Annotated in this window: 15 protein-coding genes; 5 read left to right on the forward strand and 10 right to left on the reverse strand. The window is 49.5% G+C overall.

Annotated features, from left to right (window positions below; all coding sequences use genetic code 11):
• Positions 1-13: 13 nt before the first annotated feature.
• The 6 genes from BOC67_RS05945 to lptB form a co-directional block, all read right to left on the reverse strand.
• Entirely contained in the window at positions 14-3,187 is a 3,174-nt protein-coding gene (locus BOC67_RS05945) for a TonB-dependent receptor (protein WP_291908301.1), read from the reverse strand.
• Between the two features lie 235 nt (positions 3,188-3,422).
• A complete protein-coding gene (locus BOC67_RS05950) occupies positions 3,423-4,523 on the reverse strand; it encodes a FecR domain-containing protein (RefSeq protein WP_291908302.1) in 1,101 nt (366 codons plus the stop codon).
• Positions 4,524-4,597: 74 nt separating this feature from the next.
• Positions 4,598-5,167 carry an RNA polymerase sigma-70 factor gene (locus BOC67_RS05955; protein WP_291908304.1) on the reverse strand — a complete coding sequence of 190 codons (570 nt, stop codon included), beginning with the start codon at positions 5,165-5,167 and terminating at the stop codon, positions 4,598-4,600.
• Positions 5,168-5,291: 124 nt separating this feature from the next.
• On the reverse strand, positions 5,292-6,041 hold the full coding sequence (fabG, locus tag BOC67_RS05960; RefSeq protein ID WP_291908305.1) for a 3-oxoacyl-[acyl-carrier-protein] reductase: 750 nt from the start codon (positions 6,039-6,041) through the stop codon (positions 5,292-5,294).
• 18 nt (positions 6,042-6,059) lie between these two features.
• The gene (locus tag BOC67_RS05965; RefSeq protein WP_291908306.1) at positions 6,060-7,562 is read right to left on the reverse strand and encodes a GH3 auxin-responsive promoter family protein; all 1,503 of its coding nucleotides are present in this window, start codon (positions 7,560-7,562) and stop codon (positions 6,060-6,062) included.
• 52 nt (positions 7,563-7,614) lie between these two features.
• Positions 7,615-8,376 carry an LPS export ABC transporter ATP-binding protein gene (lptB, locus tag BOC67_RS05970; protein WP_291908308.1) on the reverse strand — a complete coding sequence of 254 codons (762 nt, stop codon included), beginning with the start codon at positions 8,374-8,376 and terminating at the stop codon, positions 7,615-7,617.
• 123 nt (positions 8,377-8,499) lie between these two features.
• On the opposite strand from lptB, the gene metF reads away from it, so the two are divergent.
• Positions 8,500-9,453, forward strand: a complete 954-nt coding sequence (metF, locus tag BOC67_RS05975; RefSeq protein WP_291908310.1) for a methylenetetrahydrofolate reductase [NAD(P)H] — start codon at positions 8,500-8,502, stop codon at positions 9,451-9,453.
• Positions 9,454-9,689: 236 nt separating this feature from the next.
• On the opposite strand, the gene BOC67_RS05980 is transcribed toward metF, so the two are convergent.
• The 4 genes from BOC67_RS05980 to BOC67_RS05995 all read right to left on the reverse strand — a co-directional run bounded on the left by BOC67_RS05980 (position 9,690) and on the right by BOC67_RS05995 (position 13,577).
• Positions 9,690-10,385, reverse strand: coding sequence for a porin family protein (locus BOC67_RS05980; protein ID WP_291908312.1), 696 nt, complete (start codon positions 10,383-10,385; stop codon positions 9,690-9,692).
• Between the two features lie 184 nt (positions 10,386-10,569).
• Entirely contained in the window at positions 10,570-11,196 is a 627-nt protein-coding gene (locus BOC67_RS05985; protein WP_291908313.1) for a porin family protein, read from the reverse strand.
• 145 nt (positions 11,197-11,341) lie between these two features.
• Positions 11,342-12,058: a porin family protein gene (locus BOC67_RS05990; RefSeq protein ID WP_291908314.1), complete on the reverse strand. Its 717-nt coding sequence runs from the start codon at positions 12,056-12,058 to the stop codon at positions 11,342-11,344.
• A gap of 118 nt (positions 12,059-12,176) precedes the next feature.
• Positions 12,177-13,577: a TlpA family protein disulfide reductase gene (locus BOC67_RS05995; protein ID WP_291908315.1), complete on the reverse strand. Its 1,401-nt coding sequence runs from the start codon at positions 13,575-13,577 to the stop codon at positions 12,177-12,179.
• A 63-nt stretch (positions 13,578-13,640) separates the two neighbouring features.
• Here BOC67_RS05995 and rlmD point away from each other — a divergent pair, with 63 nt between their 5' ends.
• The 4 genes from rlmD to BOC67_RS06015 all read left to right on the forward strand — a co-directional run bounded on the left by rlmD (position 13,641) and on the right by BOC67_RS06015 (position 18,036).
• Positions 13,641-15,056 (forward strand): 23S rRNA (uracil(1939)-C(5))-methyltransferase RlmD, encoded by a 1,416-nt coding sequence (rlmD, locus tag BOC67_RS06000; protein ID WP_291908316.1) that lies wholly within the window; start codon positions 13,641-13,643, stop codon positions 15,054-15,056.
• Positions 15,057-15,075: 19 nt separating this feature from the next.
• A complete protein-coding gene (locus BOC67_RS06005; RefSeq protein WP_291908317.1) occupies positions 15,076-15,888 on the forward strand; it encodes a rhomboid family intramembrane serine protease in 813 nt (270 codons plus the stop codon).
• A gap of 55 nt (positions 15,889-15,943) precedes the next feature.
• Positions 15,944-16,879: a rhomboid family intramembrane serine protease gene (locus tag BOC67_RS06010; RefSeq protein WP_291908318.1), complete on the forward strand. Its 936-nt coding sequence runs from the start codon at positions 15,944-15,946 to the stop codon at positions 16,877-16,879.
• 68 nt (positions 16,880-16,947) lie between these two features.
• Positions 16,948-18,036 carry an endonuclease/exonuclease/phosphatase family protein gene (locus BOC67_RS06015; protein ID WP_291908319.1) on the forward strand — a complete coding sequence of 363 codons (1,089 nt, stop codon included), beginning with the start codon at positions 16,948-16,950 and terminating at the stop codon, positions 18,034-18,036.
• The last annotated feature ends 30 nt before the right edge of the window (positions 18,037-18,066 follow it).

Consider the following 18,066-nt stretch of genomic DNA (forward strand, 5'->3'; position numbering starts at 1 on the left):
CTTTTAAAACGGGTTAAAAATTAATTTCCAGGCCGGCGAACCATTTTCTCGCAATAGGATACTTCATGTAGTTGATCCCGCGGTCGTCCACTTCCGGATCGATGCCAGAGAACCTGGTCAGCGTCCAGAGGTTATCGCCTCCGATGGAGATCCTTGCGCTGCCGATCTTCATGCGCTGCAGCCAATCCTGCGGCAGAGAATAACTGAGGTTCACATTTCTCAGGCGCAAGTAGCTACCGTCTTCCAGGAAGCGGGAAGATGGTTTGTGAGAGTTGTTGTTACCGTTCAAAGTGTATTTAGGATGGGTAGCATTATCGCCCGGTTTTTCCCAGCGGCTCCATCCTTTATCCAGCTGCATCAGGTTGTACTGCGCATAGGCGCCATCGTTATCCATCAGCTCCCTGGTGCTGTTATACACCTTGTTGCCGGATACAAATGTGAAGAAGGCAGAGAGCTGGAAGTTCTTATAGCCAAAGGTATTCCTGATACCGCCAAAGAATTTCGGAGAGGCTGATCCCACGTTTTGCAGGGTGGCGTTGTTATAGTTGCTGGTAGCGGTCCTGGTCACCTTGCCGGTAGCGGGGTCAGTGGTCACCTGCTCCCAGAGCGGTTTACCGTTGGCAGGGTCTACACCCAGCCATTTACGCATGTAGAAGGTGCGCATATCCTGGCCGGTTTGCAGGGCGAAGTAACCGCTGGCAGGGTCGATGATCTGCGTTTGGTTGCCGTAAAGATCCAGGATCCTGTTTTTGTTGAAGCCGATGTTGAAATCAGTACTCCATTTGAACTTGCCGATCAGGTTATCAGAATTGATGGCAATTTCAATACCCTTGTTCCGCACTTTACCGATGTTGGTCGGGATGAACGGATAGCCTGCATTTGCCGGCAGCGGCACGTTAAACAGCAAGTCCTTGTTATCCTTCTGGTACAGCTCCACCGTGAGGTTTAACCTGTTCCAGAGCCCGAGGTCGATACCGAGGTTGGCGTTGTACGACTTCTCCCAGGAGAGGTTAGGCACATCCAGCGTTTTCGGATAGATGGAAGGCAGCCCGTTATACTGCGCAGTAGCGGCATAAGCGCCGATAGCCAGGTAATCGTCGATATTGGCGTTACCGGTGGTACCGTAGCTGAGGCGTACTTTCAGGTTGGAAATCTGCTCGATGTTCTTGATGAAAGCTTCTTCGGAAGCTGCCCAGGAGGCGCCGAAGGCGTAGAAGTTACCATACTGGTTTTCGTAGCCGAAGCGGGAGGAACCGTCACGCCTAAACGAAGAGGTAAAGTAGTATTTGTAGGCGTAGTTATAGTTCGCCTGTACAAAGTAAGAGTTGAACGCCCGGTCTATCTTCTGCCCCTGGATGCTCTTTGGCGTAGCGGCGGCGTTCAGCACGTCCCTGCCCGGGAGGATACCTTTACCGGTAGCGCTGCCAAACTGGTAATTAACTGTTTGGAACTCCGCGCCCAGCAAACCATCGATGTGGTGGTCCTTTTTGATAGTGTACCTTGCTTTGAGGAGGTTGGAGCTGATGTAGGCAGCCGAGTCGATATAGCTTTGATAGAGGTTACCCAGGTCGTCCCCGCCGGCGGATGTTCTGACATCGCCGTTATACTCTTCCCGGAAATGATAGGACTCCGCGCGGTTGGTACTGCTGAACGACAGCCATTTGGTGATATCGTATTCCAGTTTAAACAAGCCTTCCAGCGTCTGGCGTTTGCGGGTGTCGTAGTTGTATTGCTGGTCGTATATGAAGCTGGACAGGTCCCTGTTGTACCATACCGGCGCGTTCAACGGGTTGATTGGTTTGCCGTTGGCATCGTAGGGTTTATCCCATGGGTTGTTGGTATAGTACTGGTAGAGCGAGCCGCCGGAATTATCGTGGTCGTTCTGCTGGGAGGCTGCGAAGTTGGCGCTGATGCGGAACTTATCGTTGATGCTATGATCCAGGTTCAGTCGGCCGCTAAAGCGCTCGAGCTCGGTGCCTCTGAGGATACCATCTTCCTTGTAGTAGTTACCGCCGAGGTAGAACTTAGTTTTTTCGCTGCCACCGCTGGTGCTCAGTTCATAGTTCTGGTTGGAAGCGGTATGGAAGGCGAGCTTTTGCCAGTCGGTATTCAGGTTGCGGATGGAAGGGTCCATGTTTGCGCCGGCGGCCTGTTGCAGGTCAAACAGCTGCGCGCCGTTCATGAGCTTGAAGTGGCCGGTATTCAGTTGTGCTGCACCGATGTTGGTCCGGAAGGTAGTTTGGGATTTGCCGGCTTTACCTCTTTTGGTGGTGATCACCATTACGCCGTTTGCGGCGCGGGCGCCGTACAGCGTGGTAGCGGCGGCGTCTTTCAGCACCGTTACGGATTCGATATCACTTGGATTGGGCAGGCCGCCGATGATACCATCTACAACAATCAGCGGGGCGTTACCGGCGGTGAGCGTACCGTTTCCGCGGATGCGGATGGACGGGGCGGCGGACGGGTCGCCGGAGGTGCTGCCTACAAATACGCCGGATACTTTACCCTGGAGCATTTTATCCATGCTGTTGGCGGTAACGTCTTTCAGTTTGGCGGCGTTTACCACCTGGGCTGCGCCGGTGAGGTTCTTAACGGTGGTGGTGGTATAACCCATTACCACTACTTCATCCAGCTTTTTGGTATCCGGCTCCAGTTTGATATTTACCGAAGTACGGCCTTCCAGCCTGATCTTCTGCTGTATGTAGCCTACGTAGCTGCATACCAGCGTAACGTTGGCGCTGGGCGCATTGATCACGAAAGCGCCGTTGCCATCCGTAACGGCGCCGGTACTGGTACCTTCTACGGAGATGGTTACGCCGGGCAATGCTTCGCCGGTTTTGGCATCGGTGACCTTACCGGTAATCTTTTCCACCACTGCTTTTGCAGCCGGCGTGATCACCACCAGGTTGTTTTCCAATACCCGATAGGTGACGCTGGTTTTGTCAAACAGCATGCCCAGTACATCATCTATCTTTTTGTTTTTCACATCGATGGTTACAGCTTTGTTGAGATCGGAGAAATCTTCATTGTAGAAGAAGCGGTAGTTACTGCTACCTTCTATCATTTTGAATACATCCTTGACCCGCTTGTTTTCCGCGGATAAGGAGGCAATACGGTCCTGCGCAGATGTGGAAGCAGCAGCCTGTATAAATCCTGCGAAAATCAACAGACTCGTCATTTTCATCATAAGCAACAATTTTCGCCTGGGGCAGATTAATTCCGCCAGGTTTGAAGTGGATTTCATAAACTTGTAAAGATTTTAGTTAAACGAATGTTACGGCAGCAGGGCCGTCGCAAAGCCCTTGCTGCATCAGGTGATTTTCGTTGATTGGGGTAAGTCGCATTACCCCAATTTTTTTAGTAGTTCATATCGTGCTCGATAATTTTTACAGGTGATTAAATTTTTTTCCTTATTCACTGATTTATTTGCCTGCCTTGAGGGCGTTAGCATACTTTTCTTTTAACAAGTGATCGACCGACACGGTAACAGTTCCTTTATCTATGCTGTATTTAAGCGGCGCTGTTAATTTCAGGATATTCAGCACCTGTTCCAGCGTTTCCTGGCGGAAGGTGCCGCTGAATTTATAAGCTTTTAGTTCTTCATCCTGGAAGATGACCTGTACATTGAATTTTCTTTCCATTGTTATCGCCATTTCTGACAATGGCTGTGCGTCGACTATCCAGTTACCATCTTTCCACGCGGTATAGATTTCGGTATTATCCACTGCTTTTGTTGCCACCGGCGTAGCTGCGCTGCTTTTCCCGGGAGCGGCTGCCGGCAATTGTTTTTCATTGTCCGTTACAGGTTTTTGATAAACGACATGGTCGTGTGGGCGCAGCATCATATTGAATGGCTTACTGGTGGCTGACCCGTCTATTTTCACCTCCCCGTCGATCAGGGTGGTGACCACCGTTTTATCTTCCGGGTAGGCTTTTACGTTAAAGCTGGTGCCCAGCGCCAGTATCCGGAGGTCGGCCGCCTTAACGGTAAACGGTTTTTGCGGATTGGTCTGCACTTTAAAGTAGGCTTCCCCTTCCAGTTTAACCTCCCTGCGCAGGCCATTATAAGAGTGCGCGTATTGAAGTTTACTGCCGGCGTTGAGCCAGACTTCCGTACCGTCGGACAGTTCAATGCGCGTGGTAGCGCCCTTGGGGCTGGTGATGGTCACCATGCCATCGTTTGCGCCGGGAGTGCCTTTGTGCACCCAGGCAAACATGGCGCTGCCTCCGAGGATAAATGGCAGTATAAACGAAGCGGCTATACGAATGGCCTTCTTCCATCCGGCATACCATACCGGCCGTGGCGAGAGCTGCGTCCGCATTTCCTGCCAGGCGCTGAGCGCGTCGTAATTTCCGCTGCGGGCGGTGGCCAGCCATGTTTCACGCAGTTCCAGGAAGTGCAGGCGGTTAGCCGCGCTGGCTTCGATCCAGTCTTCCAATTGCTGCTGTTCGGCCGCGGTGGCGTTGCCCGACAGGAACTGCGCAATCAGTTCATCCATTTCCTCGCGTGAATAGTTAGTCATAACAAGAATAAACAGGTGTAAGACAATCCTGCTGTATCAACAGGGTGACAAGGTTTGAAAAATTTTTTCCGGCTTTATTTCCCCGGTTTCAGGAGGGGGAGCAAATCGTCCCTTAACTTCTTCAGGGCGCGGGTCATTTGTGTTTTTACGGTGTTTATGGAGATACCTAATTGCCGCGAAATTTCAGGGTAGCTTAGCTGCTCAAAACGGCTCAGCCGGAATATATCCTGACATTGGGGTGGAAGCCTGCGGATAGCCGTTTCCACAATACTCTCCATTTCATGGTGTTCCAGTTTTTCGGCCGGCGTGTGGAGGTGGAGATTCATGAGGGAGGTGCGGGATTCTATCTGCTGCAGCAGTTCCGTCCCGTAGCGCTGGCGGATCCTGTCCTGCTTGAGGCAGTTGAGGCAATTGTTTTGAACGGCTTTATAGAGATAGGCTTTTTCGGAAACTTCGATCTTCAGCTCGGAGAAGCGTTCCCATATTTTCAGGAAGGTTTCCTGCACAATTTCTTCGGCCAGCTCGCGCCGCCCTACCATATCGAAGGCGAAAGTACAGAGCGCATCATAGTGGACCTTGAATAATTGCTCAAAGTCCGCCAGTTCACTACTCTCACGCCTGATATTTAAGGTTTTATACTCCAAAGTATGGCTGGTTGGGGATTATCCCCGTTCACTGTACGGCAAAAGATACGTAACTTTGGATTAATAAAAAACGCGGACCGGGGTCCGCGTTTTTTATTAATATAACTTATCAGTAATATAGTGATTACATGCAAAGTCCGCCGCAGGCGCTGATCGTTTGTCCGGTTACATAACTGCTCAGGTCAGAGGCCAGGAACAGGCAAACGTTGGCGATATCTTCAGGGGTACCGAAGCGGTTCAGCGGAATTTTGGAAATATAGTTATTGGCAGCGTCCCCTTCTTTGAGGTAGCTGGTCATATCGGTTTCGATGAAGCCTGGCGCTACCGCGTTCACGCGGATGTTGCGGCTACCCATTTCCTGTGCGATGGATTTGGTAAAGCCGATAATACCAGCTTTGGAAGCGGCATAGCTGCTTTGGCCGGCATTACCCATGATACCGATTACGGAACTCATGTTGATGATGGAACCGCTTTTCGCTTTCATCATCGGGCGGATCACCTGTTTGGTCATGTTGTACACGCTCTTCAGGTTGATGTTCATCACATCGTCCCATTGTTCAGGGCTCATACGGAGTAACAGGTTGTCTTTGGAAATACCGGCATTGTTTACGCAGATATCGATCTGACCGAATTCTTTCAGTACATCTGCCACGAGCGATTCTGTTTCTGCGAATACTCCCGCATTGGATTTATATGCTTTCGCTTTTACGCCTAATGCGGTGAGTTTATCTTCCAGGATTTTCGCTTTCTCATCGGAGCTTACATATGTGAAAGCTACGTTGGCGCCTTGTGCTGCAAATTTCAGGGCAATAGCCTCTCCGATACCACGGCTGGCACCAGTTACAATCGCTACTTTGTTCTCCAGTAATTTCATGTTATAGTTGATAGGTTTTTAAGCGTTCATGTTTGATTTGGCAAACCGCAGGATCTCTTCGAGATAATTACGGTCGTTGTTGAGGCGTGGCACTTTGTGCTGCCCGCCCAGTTTGCCTTTGCTCTTCAGGAATTCGCAGAAGGTGCCCTGTGGCATAACGTGTACCAGCGGCCTTGCCAAGGCAATATCCTTGTGCCTTTTAGCTTCGTAATCGGAATTGATGGTCTTCAGCGTGCTGTCAAGAACGTCGATAAAGTGCTCCATATTGTCCGGCGCTTTATCGAATTCGATCAGCCATTCATGGCCGCCATTGCCGTTTTCGCTGAAGTACACAGGCGCCGCCGTGTAGTCGTTCACGATAGCGCCGGTGGCTTCGCTGGCTTTAGCGATGGCGGTATCGGAATTTTCCACGATCACTTCTTCTCCGAAGGCGTTGATAAAGGACTTGGTGCGGCCGCTTACCTTGATACGGTAAGGCAGCAGGGAGGTGAACTGCACGGTATCTCCCACCATGTAGCGCCATAAGCCGCCATTGGTACTGATTACGAGCGCATAGTTTTTGCCCAGTTCCACTTCCTGCAGTTGGAGGGTACGGGGCTCTTCCTTACCCAGTTCCTCCATCGGCATGAATTCGTAGAATATGCCGTGGTTCAGGAACAGGAGCAATCCTTCTTCTCCTATTACATCCTGCGCTGCAAAGAAGCCTTCGGATGCGTTATAGGTTTCCTGGTAATACATGAGCGGTTTGCGGATCAGTTTTTTAAACTGTTCCCGGTAAGGGGTGAAGCTTACGCCGCCATGCATGTATAGTTCGATATTAGGCCATACATCGGCCAGGTTGTCTGTGCCGGTGAGCTCAAATATTCTTTTAATAAGTACGATGGTCCAGGTGGGCACGCCGGCGATGCTGGTAACATTCTCGTGTATAACGGCATTGGCCATACGCTCAATTTTTTCTTCCCACTCATCCATGAGGGCGATGGAAAGATCCGGCGTACGGATCATGTTGCCGTAAAACGGCATGTTTTGGAGCATGACAGCGCTGAGGTCCCCGAAATAGGAGTCGCTGTCTTCCGACAATTTATTCACCTGGTGGCTTCCGCCGATTACGAGCGACTTGCCGGTAAGCAGGTCGGAGTCGGGGAAGTTATTATAATATAAAGTGAGTACATCCCTTCCGGAGCGGTAGTGGCACTCGTCGAGGCTTTCTACGGTAACGGGGATGAATTTACTTTTATCGGCGGTGGTACCGCTCGATTTGGCAAACCACTTTATGGGAGTATTCCAGAGTACATTCTGTTGGCCTTCCATCACCCGCTGAATATAGGGTTTGATGGTGTCATAGGTATGAATGGGAACAGCTTTCTTATACTCGTCTATCTTGTAGATTTTGGAGAAACCGTGTTGTTTCCCAAATTCCGTGTACTGAGCGGCAGAAATAAGGTTCTGAAATACCTGCTGTTGCACCTGCACCGGATACTGCATGAAATGCGCAATGCGCCCCATACGTAATCTGGCCAACTGTGATATTGCAGGACTTAATATTCTCATAATAGGATTACTGTGGAATGGTTTATTGTTTAGCTGCTTCGTCCAGGTAATTCTTACGGCGCAAAATAAAATTCTGGCCAAGATACACTTTTCTTACCTGTTCGTCTTCTGCCAGCTCTTCTGCCGAGCCGGACTTCAGGATTTTTCCTTCAAAGAGCAGGTAAGCGCGGTCCGTAATGGACAAGGTTTCCTGTACGTTATGGTCTGTGATGAGAATACCGATGTTTTTGTATTTCAGCTTTGCTACAATAGATTGAATGTCCTCTACCGCTATCGGGTCGATCCCGGCGAAAGGCTCATCCAGGAGGATGAATTTCGGGTCCACGGCCAGGGCGCGGGCAATTTCCGTACGGCGGCGTTCTCCCCCGCTGAGTACATCCCCCGGGCTTTTGCGCACGTGCGTAAGGCGGAATTCCGCCAGTAATGCTTCCAGCTTTTCTTTTTGCTCTGATTTTTTGAGTTTGGTCATCTCCAAAACTGCAGCGATGTTGTCTTCCACGCTCAGTTTACGGAACACGGAAGCCTCCTGCGGGAGATAGCCAATGCCCATTTGGGCGCGTTTGTACATAGGTAACTTGGTGATATTCAAATCATTGAGATAAACATTACCCTCGTCCGGCTTGATCAGGCCTACTACCATGTAAAAAGATGTGGTTTTACCCGCACCATTCGGGCCCAGGAGCCCTACGATTTCGCCCTGAGATACTTCGACAGACACGTGGTTTACCACGGTTCTGGCGCCGTATTTCTTTACAAGCTGGTCTGTATGTATTCTTAGTGCCATATTTTGAAACTTAGCAAAATTAAACATTTCATCCACTTAGCCTAGTTATAGTTATCATAAGATCAAAAAACACTATTTTAAGGGGGATCATTTAATTTTGCAGCCACAATTCCAGCCAATAACATGAAAGTAACCGAACATATTGCCCAGGCGAAAGGTACGCGCGTATCCTTCGAGGTGCTTCCGCCGCTGAAAGGTAAGAGTATAGACTCTATTTACGACCACCTGGACCCGCTGATGGAGTTCAAGCCGGCCTTTATTAATGTTACCTATCACCGTAGCGAGCATATGTTCAAGAAGAAGGCCGACGGTAGCTTTGAAAAGGTGGAAATCCGGAAACGCCCCGGTACGGTGGGTATTTGCGCTGCGCTGATGAACCATTATAACGTAGATACGGTTCCCCACCTGATTTGCGGAGGTTTCAGCCGGGAGGAAACGGAAAACGCCCTGATCGACCTGGCCTTCATCGGGATTGATAATGTATTGGTTCTCAGGGGAGATGCACCTAAAAACGAGGCTTTCTTTGAGCCTGATCCGCATGGGCACAGTTATGCCAGCGAGTTACTCGCCCAGGTAGTCCAGATGAACAATGGCATTTACCTGGAAGACGATTTGCAGGGCGGGGTAAAAACCAACTTCTGCATCGGCGTGGCCGGCTACCCGGAAAAGCATTTCGAGGCGCCCAACATGCAAACGGACCTCGCGAACCTGAAGCGGAAGGTGGACGGCGGGGCCGACTATATAGTTACCCAGATGTTTTTCGACAACCAGAAATACTTCGATTTTGTGAATAAATGCCGCGAAATCGGGATCAATGTGCCTATCATCCCGGGGTTGAAGCCACTTACTTCCAAAAAGCAGTTAAACATCCTGCCGCGGATCTTTAATGTGGATATCCCTACGGAATTCTCCAACGAGATCCTGAAGTGCAAAACCGATAAGGAGGTGGAGCAGCTGGGAACGGAATGGCTGATCGCGCAGTCGAAGGAGCTGAAGCAATTTGGCGTGCCTATCCTCCACTACTATACGCTGGGCAAGCCCAAAGTGGTACGGGATGCCGTAGCGGCTATCATGTAAGCTTTTCAAAATAAAAAATGCCATTATGTAGATACATAGTGGCATATCCCTATAACTGTCACACTTTTAATTTAACTGTCCAATGAACAGGTTTCCCTCCCCAGGGAATCCCGTTCTGATATATTGACGCCTCCCGTAAAGGATGCCCCTACGTCTTTCTCAAAAAAAAAACAGGACCACCGGCTGGTGGTCCTGAATAAGGACGATCAATGTTCACTAAAATTGCCGGGGGAGCCCTACCAGTCTTCCCGGTTTAATAAAACGCCAATTGAAATCCCAAAGGACTGGTTTTTAATTTTCAGGTCATCGGACCGGTCGATATCCAAAAAGCCGAGGCTGTAATTGGCGCCCACGGTAATGTAGTTGCTCATTTCCAGGGAGATAAGGGCGTTGCCGCCAACATCCCACCGGCCCAGCTGCATGTTACTGTTGGGGACATTCGGAGATTTGGAGAAGTCCACCGGCTGATAAGAATCCTGTACCAGTTTACCATCATCATAAACGGACAGGTTGTACTTCGCGTTCAGGCTGTAAGCCACGTAAGGCCCTACGCCGAAGGCCAGTTTGGAGGTTCCAACCGGGATCTTATACACTGCGTTTACCGGTAGTGTGAGGTATTGCAGCTTTACTTTCGTGGTGGCAGTGGAAAAAGCGCCTGCCGGCGGTTTGGTGACTGGTTTCAGTTTGGCTCCCTTTACCTCGTAATTCACCAGTGGTTGCAGGTAAAAGTTACGCGCCAACGGAATATTCACCACCAGCCCCACATTCCAGTTGTCCACAGCTTCTGTTCCTGGTACTACCGTTTGTGAATTGCCCGAAGTGATCGACAGATTGGAGTTTACATAGCCGCCTCTCACACCCAGACTAACCTGCGCAGATGCCGCAGTAACAGTCAGGCATGCCGTTGCGACTGCCATTGTAAAATTTTTCATGAATAGGACATTTGGGATTTATTATGGTCACTATAGAAAGTTGGAACTTAGAAATACAAACGAAAAAACTCAGGCAAAGGTTTGAAAATAATCTCAACAAAACACCCAAAGGCCGTTAGTTTTTTTATCTACTAACGGCCTTAATTAATTGTCAAAAATCTATATATAACGGATACCTGGTATATTATCTGCCACCAAATTTGTAGCCCAGGGAAACGCCAAAGGAGGCATTTTTGAATTTGCGGTTATTGTCGGTATTATCCACGGCATTCACAAGTCCGAGGTCGCCGTTTAAGCCAAAATAGAGGCCCATTGGCGTTTGGTAACCAATTTGCAATGTACCGCCGGCATCAAAGCGTTTGAGTTTGGCCAGCAGGGCTTCGTCCTCAAAGGCGCCGATATCTCCGGTAGCGGTGTTTTTGTAATTACCGCCCAAGCCAACGGCGAAGTATGGCCCGATGCCCAGCACCATATTACCGTTTCCTACTTCCGGGGTAAACTGGAACATAACCGGTAATTGCAGGTAGCTGAGGGATACTTTAATATCGGAGTTTTTGAATTTACCGCCCTTGCCTGCGTACAAAAGGCCTGTTCCGATAGAAAAATCTTCAGCAATCGGAATATCCACGGTAACCCCGCCTCTGAAGCTGGTAAGGATTTTACTGGTTTCCTTGCTGTTAAAGCCAAAGGTTCCTAAATTTTCATATGTTACGCTGGAAAAGTTAGGCCCTGCAATGATACCCCATTTGGCCTGGCCAAAGGAAATGCTGGCGATTAACAACGCAACAACTGATAAAAATAACTTTTTCATCTTTTTTGGTTTTTGTTTGAAGCGCAGGCAGCAGGCAATACCTGCGCTCCGAATCACTTGAGGTTTGTACAATTGCCTGATGATTTGCATGTCCTATATACAAAACAGGGAGAGAATTGTTTAGTAAAGAACAATTGCCTGCCAATTATTTACCTCCGAACAGGTAACCTACTGAGAAGCTCAGCACCCGGTTTTTACCCTTATCGTCGGTACTGTTATCAGAGCCGGACTGCAGTTTGCCGAATCCTAAGCCATACTGAACGGCAACGAGGAAGTTGTGGGTTTCCAGACCAACCTGCAGGTTGCCACCCCAATCGAATCTCTTTAATTTGTTGTAACCATAGTTAGGATCTCCTGTGTTGAATGGGGTATCGTCGTCCCATTTGATGTTGGAAGAAACTGTGGTAACAGATCCGGTACCTACGTTGGATTCTACTTTGTTCTTACCGGCAACGCCGAAGGCAAAGTATGGTCCGATACCACCGAAAATGCTGGTATTAGCCCCTACCGGGATTTTACCCACAAAGTTTAAAGGAACTTCAATGTAGGAAGGATTGGTTTTTAAACTCACATATGGATTTGTAACGGTCGGATTGTCTTTATCGCCTACGTCAATTTTGGAGCCTTTGGTGGTATAAAACACGCCCGGCTGGAAAGACAGTATCCTCGGAACTAACGGCAGGTCTGCCACAACTCCAAGATTCCATCCCGGTAACATCTGATTGTCTTTAACAGAGCCTGAATTATCTACGGTAATGGTACTGAGGTTCAATCCACCTTTGATACCTATGCGTGCCTGAGCCATTGCAGCAAAAGAAATACATACCGCGGCGATCGACAAAATAATCTTCTTTTTGAGCATAATGGATGTTGTTTGGTTCGATTTGCCCGGACCAAAGACTATGCCAATAACGTTAAAATTTTGTTTAAGCCACTGATAATCAGCAAAATAAAAGGCCGCTTACAAGCGGCCTCTGCTACTAATTTGTTAGGGTTGTACTTGTATTTCTGGTGAGAAACTGATCTAGTTGTTCCACACCTAACCGTTTTGCGACAATTTTTTTCTTTTCGTCCAGCAGGTACACTACCGGTGTCGAGTAAACGTCATATAGCCGCCGGTAGTTGCTGGTGGATTCAGGGTCCCAGGCATGTATCCAGCCATTGAGGTGGTTCTGTTTAATGAAGCTAAGCCATTCCTCCCTGGTACCTTCCGTCTTGATGCCGATCATTTTTACGCCCAGCTGTTTCCAGCGGCTGTTATAGGCAGAATCCAGCCTTGGCACTTCTGTTTTACAGTGCCCGCAGGTGGGGTCCCAGAAGACCAGGACCGTGTATTTGGCCTGGGTTTTATAGAGGGATACCGCTTTGCTGGCAGTGTCCTTCAATTCCAGCGGGGCGGCCTGCTGGCCGATGAGGTTCGGCGCAATGGTGTAGGCGCGGCTCACAATCTTGTTCAGCTGCTCATCGCTTAACCAGAAAGCTTCTCCGGGTACGTAGTATTTTTCCACCAGGTGTACGAACACTGCATCCATGCCCATATAAGGAGAGGATTCATAGTTGTAGGTCAGCCACCACAGCACAAACTTAAAGACTTCTTTGTTCTTACGGGTGCGCGCTATCATGGCATCGCATTCCGCGTTGATGGAATCCGGCATTGCCACTACCAGCTGGGTAAAGTACTTCTGTAGCTTGGCTTCCAGTACCGGCGTACGTACCAATCTTTCCGACGCGAGATCCACCTCGTCCCAATAATGGCTTTTGAAGTATCGATAAGCAAAAGAGGAGTCTTCGCCTGTCGGCCTGGGGGGTACCACCGGCTCTTTCATCGCTTTAAATACAGTGGTAAGGAAAGTGCCCGGATGCTCGGCCATAAATCTTTCCCTATAATCATTAATTTTTTTCATCAAGAGCGCCTGGCGCTCTTGTACCTTAGCGGTATCAGCAGCGGTCTTAGCGGCCTTAAGTTCCGCCTGGATGGCACGGCTTTCCCCGTCCTGGTCCAGTAGGAACTTGTTGTAGGCAACAAAGAGCTCATTATCCGGCGAGCCTTTGTACACGGTCTTATTCACAAAATCGCTCGTATCGAGCGCTACTTCAAAAGTTTGATTTTTGTCGATCAGGGTTTCGACATATCGTTGTTTATCCGGCATTACCAGCAGGTAAATCCCCGAATTGAGGCGGGTTTTCCCTTTCAGCACTGCCACGCCTGCCGGCGAAATTTCAGCCGAATCAGTCAGGTACGTGCTTTTACCCATGTAATGGCCCAAAAAGAGCTTGCCCTGTTGATAATTCTTGAGTTTTACGGTGAGCTGATACCCCTGTGCCATCACCTGGCTTTGGCATATCAGCGCAGAAACGAGCATGAATAGCAGTCTACGCATAGGATATATCTAAGTATCGGTAAAAATACCCCAAAATCTTAAAATCACTGTACCTTTGCAGCCGTGAGGAAAAAAAATGTTGTTTTAGAAAACGTACCTGTTACTGCTTACGCGGCAGAAGGTAAGGCCCTGGCCCGTATGGACGGCAAGGTGATATTCATTGAAGGCGGCGTTGTACCCGGCGATGTGGTGGATGTACGCCTTGGCAAGAACAAGAAAGACTGGGCAGAAGGTAAAGTAGTGCACTTTCACTCCTATTCCGATAAAAGAGTAACGCCTTTTTGCGAGCATTTCGGCACCTGTGGCGGCTGCAAATGGCAAATGATGCCTTACAGCCTGCAGCTGGAATACAAACAGCAACAGGTGGCGGATCACCTGCAACGCATCGGCAAGCTGCAACTGCCGGAAATGAGTCCTATCCTGGGCTCAAAGTACACAGAGCACTACCGTAACAAACTGGAATTTACGTTCAGCAACAAAGCCTACCTGACGGACGCGGAAATCAAAGCCAACGACGGGGAGATTCCCAGAAAGCCGGCCCTCGGTTTCCACGTACCCAAATTATTCGATAAAGTACTGGATATCAATACCTGCTACCTGATGCAGGAGCCGGTAAACCTGATCCGTAACACCATCCGGGAGTACGCGATCGCCAACGACCTCACCTTCTACGACATCCGGCAGCAGGAAGGCTGGCTGCGTAACCTGGTAGTACGTTTGTGTACGACCGGGGAAATAATGGTCAACCTGGTGATACACCATGAGGATAAAGCCAACAGGATCGCCCTGATGGACCACCTCCTCCAAACCGTTCCGGCAATTACCACGCTGCTGTACACGATTAACCCGAAGAAAAACGACTCCATCTTCGACCTGGAGCCCAAGACCTACTTTGGTAAAGGCTATGCGGAGGAAAAACTGGAAGATTTTACGTTTAAGATCGGCCCTAAATCTTTCTTCCAGACCAACACCTACCAGGGAGAAGTGTTGTATAAAGTAACGCGCGACTTCGCCGAACTTACCGGTTCGGAAATTGTATATGACCTGTATTGTGGCACCGGCAGCATCGGCATCTTTGTTTCCCGCCAGGCTAAAAAGGTGGTAGGCATTGAGCTGATCAAGGAAGCCATCGACGACGCCCGTGAGAACGCAGCCATGAACAATGTGAACAATGCGGAGTTTTATGCAGGCGATGTGGTGGATATTTGCGATGACGCCTTTTTTGCCCATCACGGACAACCCGACGTAATTATTACCGACCCGCCACGTGCAGGCATGCACGAAAAACTGGTCAATAAATTACTGGAAATAGGGGCTCCAAAAATTGTATATGTAAGCTGTAACCCGGCTACACAGGCACGCGACCTCGCCCTGCTGGACGAGATGTACACTGTGGAAAAGGTGCAGCCTGTAGATATGTTTCCTCACACCCACCATATTGAAAACGTGGTTCTGTTGAAGAAGAGAGCGAATAAATAAAATCATAAGCTAAGCTAAAATGTTTACGTTAAGGCCCAGGGGGTTTCACGCTCCACCGGTAATAAAGAATCTGTTAATCATCAATGGACTGGTTTGGCTTGTACAGATCACAGCACGGTTCCGGTTCAATTTTGACCTGGATGGCCTTTTTGCATTGCATTACTGGAAGTCAGACCTGTTCAGACCATGGCAGTTTATTACGCACCTGTTCATGCACTCTACTGCAGGCCCATGGCATATTGGGGGAAATATGCTGATCCTTTGGCTCTTTGGGTCGACCCTGGAAGAACGCTGGGGGTCCAAACGATTTCTTTTATTTTACCTGATTTGTGGATTAGGGGCTGCCATGTGCTACATGGGATGGCTTACGTATGACTATACCAAATTTGCCAACGAGGCACAGGCGTTTTTCAATAATCCAACGGCTGAAAACTTTGCCATTATTGATAAGCGTTTCAACCTGGGAGGCAGCCAGTACGATATGGATGGCCTGCGCCAGGCGCTTGCCAGCAGGGATCCGTGGGTGATTGACCTGGCGAAAACGCAGATTGAGGACTGGATGCGCATCAACATCAATTATTCCTCCATGGTAGGCGCTTCCGGGGCGATTTACGGAACCCTGTTTGCGTTTGGTTACATGTACCCTAACGAATACATCACTTACTTTTTTATTCCGATGCGGGCGAAATACTTTGTTGGTATTTTGATTGTGGCGGAATTATACTTCCAGATTCAAAACGCCGCCGGCGATAACGTAGCCCACGTGGCTCACCTTGGTGGGGCGCTGTTTGCCTACCTGCTGTTGCGGAACTGGAACCGGAAATTATTCTAACGCGCCAAGGCTTCCGGATATTGGCGTATTTTTGTAAGAGAAAACTTTTGATACCATGCATACCCTCGAAAAAGAGAAATTGTCGGGGCTCTCACTGGGAGCTGGAAAGAATATGGTAACGCAGTTACTGGTCATCAATCTTACAATCTATATATTCCTTTTCTTCACACTGGTAATATATAAAATGGAAGATGTAGGGGAACCCCGTTTCTACCAGGATATTATCAGTTACCTCCGCGTGCCTTCCAGCCCGGCTGAGGCGCTGGCCCGCCCATGGACCCTCCTTTCGGCGATGTTTACCCATGTACAGGTGGTGAGCATCTTTTCGAACATGGTATGGCTGTGGGTATTTGGTTCCATCCTGCAACACCTGGCAGGCTACCTGCGGATTGTTCCGTTATATCTCTTCGGCGGTATTATCAGTAATATCTTCTTTGTACTGGGCATGCAGTTTATCCCGGGCCTGCAGGCATTGTCAGCAGGCGGAGGCTTCATGGGCGCCGCCGGCAGCGTTATGGCCATTGCCGTCGGCGTGACTGTATTTGCTCCCGGCTACCGTATTTTCCCATTACTGGCCGGCGGCGGTATTCCTTTATGGATTATCACCGCTATTTACCTGGGCCTGACCATTGGTACGCACCTTACTACTCCGGGCGGCGCCGTTTTCCTGCCTATGCTGGCCGGTGGCGCGATAGCAGGCGCTATCTACATGTGGCAATGGAAAAAAGGAAACGACTGGGGCAGCGGTTTCAACAGGATTGCATTTAAACTCTCCCATATGTTCCATCCGCCGGCGCAGGCTACTGTACCGGCCGAAATGCTGAAATCCTCCCATGGCGACCACCATGGCGAGCCGCCTTACAAAAAAGTGGGCAAAGTATCCGAGCAGCGTATTAATGAGATACTTGAAAAGATCAGCGCCAACGGCATTACTTCTCTTACTGCGGACGAAAGGGAAACCCTGCTGAGAGCCAGCAAATCAGAGAACTAAGCGCATCAGAAATAGGGAGATTTGAGTATTTTTAACCGGTACTCAAATCCCTAAATCCCAAATACCTGATGAAGACGCTTTTAAGATGGGGCCTGCTTATAATCAACATTGCACTGCCCCTGGCCCTGCTGGCCAGCACATTTTTGCCCTACATCTCCCCTGCCGCCTTCTGGCCTACCGGCTTTGCGGGCCTTGCTTTTCCCGGCTTCCTGCTACTTAACCTGGCATTGCTGCCGGTGTGGATACTGATGAGAAAAAAATACTGGCTGTTCCCGGTTACGGCTATACTATTATCCGCCGGCGCCGCATTCCGCACCTGGGCCATCCACCCTTTCAGGGAAAACACGCTGGAGAAAACCAGCGGCAGCAAGGAATTTACCATAATGACCTACAACTGCAGCAATATGGGCTTACAGTCCTATTCGGAGAACAAGGCCATTCGCAGCAATGTGTACAATACGGTAGTATTCGGCCAGGCGGATATCCTTTGCATGCAGGAATTTTATACCAACGAGCATCCAGAACTCTCCCATAACATTGACAGTATCCGCATCAAGGCCGCTTATGAGTATCATTACTTCACGAAGGATATGGTGTATTGGGATACCTGGCATTACGGGATCGTGCTGTTTTCCCATCATCCTATCCTGCAGGCCAGCGCTATCCCCTGCGGGCCCAGCGCGGCAGGCAGCGGCAGCAGTTTCCTGCAGGCGGACCTGCTTGTTTATGGGGATACCATCCGGGTGATCACGGGGCAGCTGGCGTCGTATATGCTTACCCGGCAGGACTTCCATGACCTTACTTCCTTTCATTTCAGGGGGCTTGCACATAAAATGCGGCAAACCTTTACCCGGCGTACGCAACAGGCAAGGCAGCTGGCCGGGCTGGTAGCCCGGAGTCCATATCCTGTGGTTGTTTGTGGAGACTTTAATGACGTGCCGGTATCCTACACGTACCAGGCGGTAGCAGCTACTATGCAGGATGCCTTTTTGAAAACCGGTAACGGTTGGGGTCGAACCCTCTCTTACCTGTCGCCCAGTTTACGCATAGATTACATCCTGGCTTCCCGGCAATTCCGCGTGCATGCCTGCGAAGCCATGCGGGTGGCTGATTCGGAGCATTTCCCTGTAATCTCCCGCCTGTCATTGAAAAAATAGTAACTTTATACGTTCAACAAAGTACGTAGA

It is taken from the genome of Chitinophaga sp. CB10, assembly GCA_001870995.2.
Taxonomy (GTDB): Bacteria; Bacteroidota; Bacteroidia; order Chitinophagales; family Chitinophagaceae; genus Chitinophaga.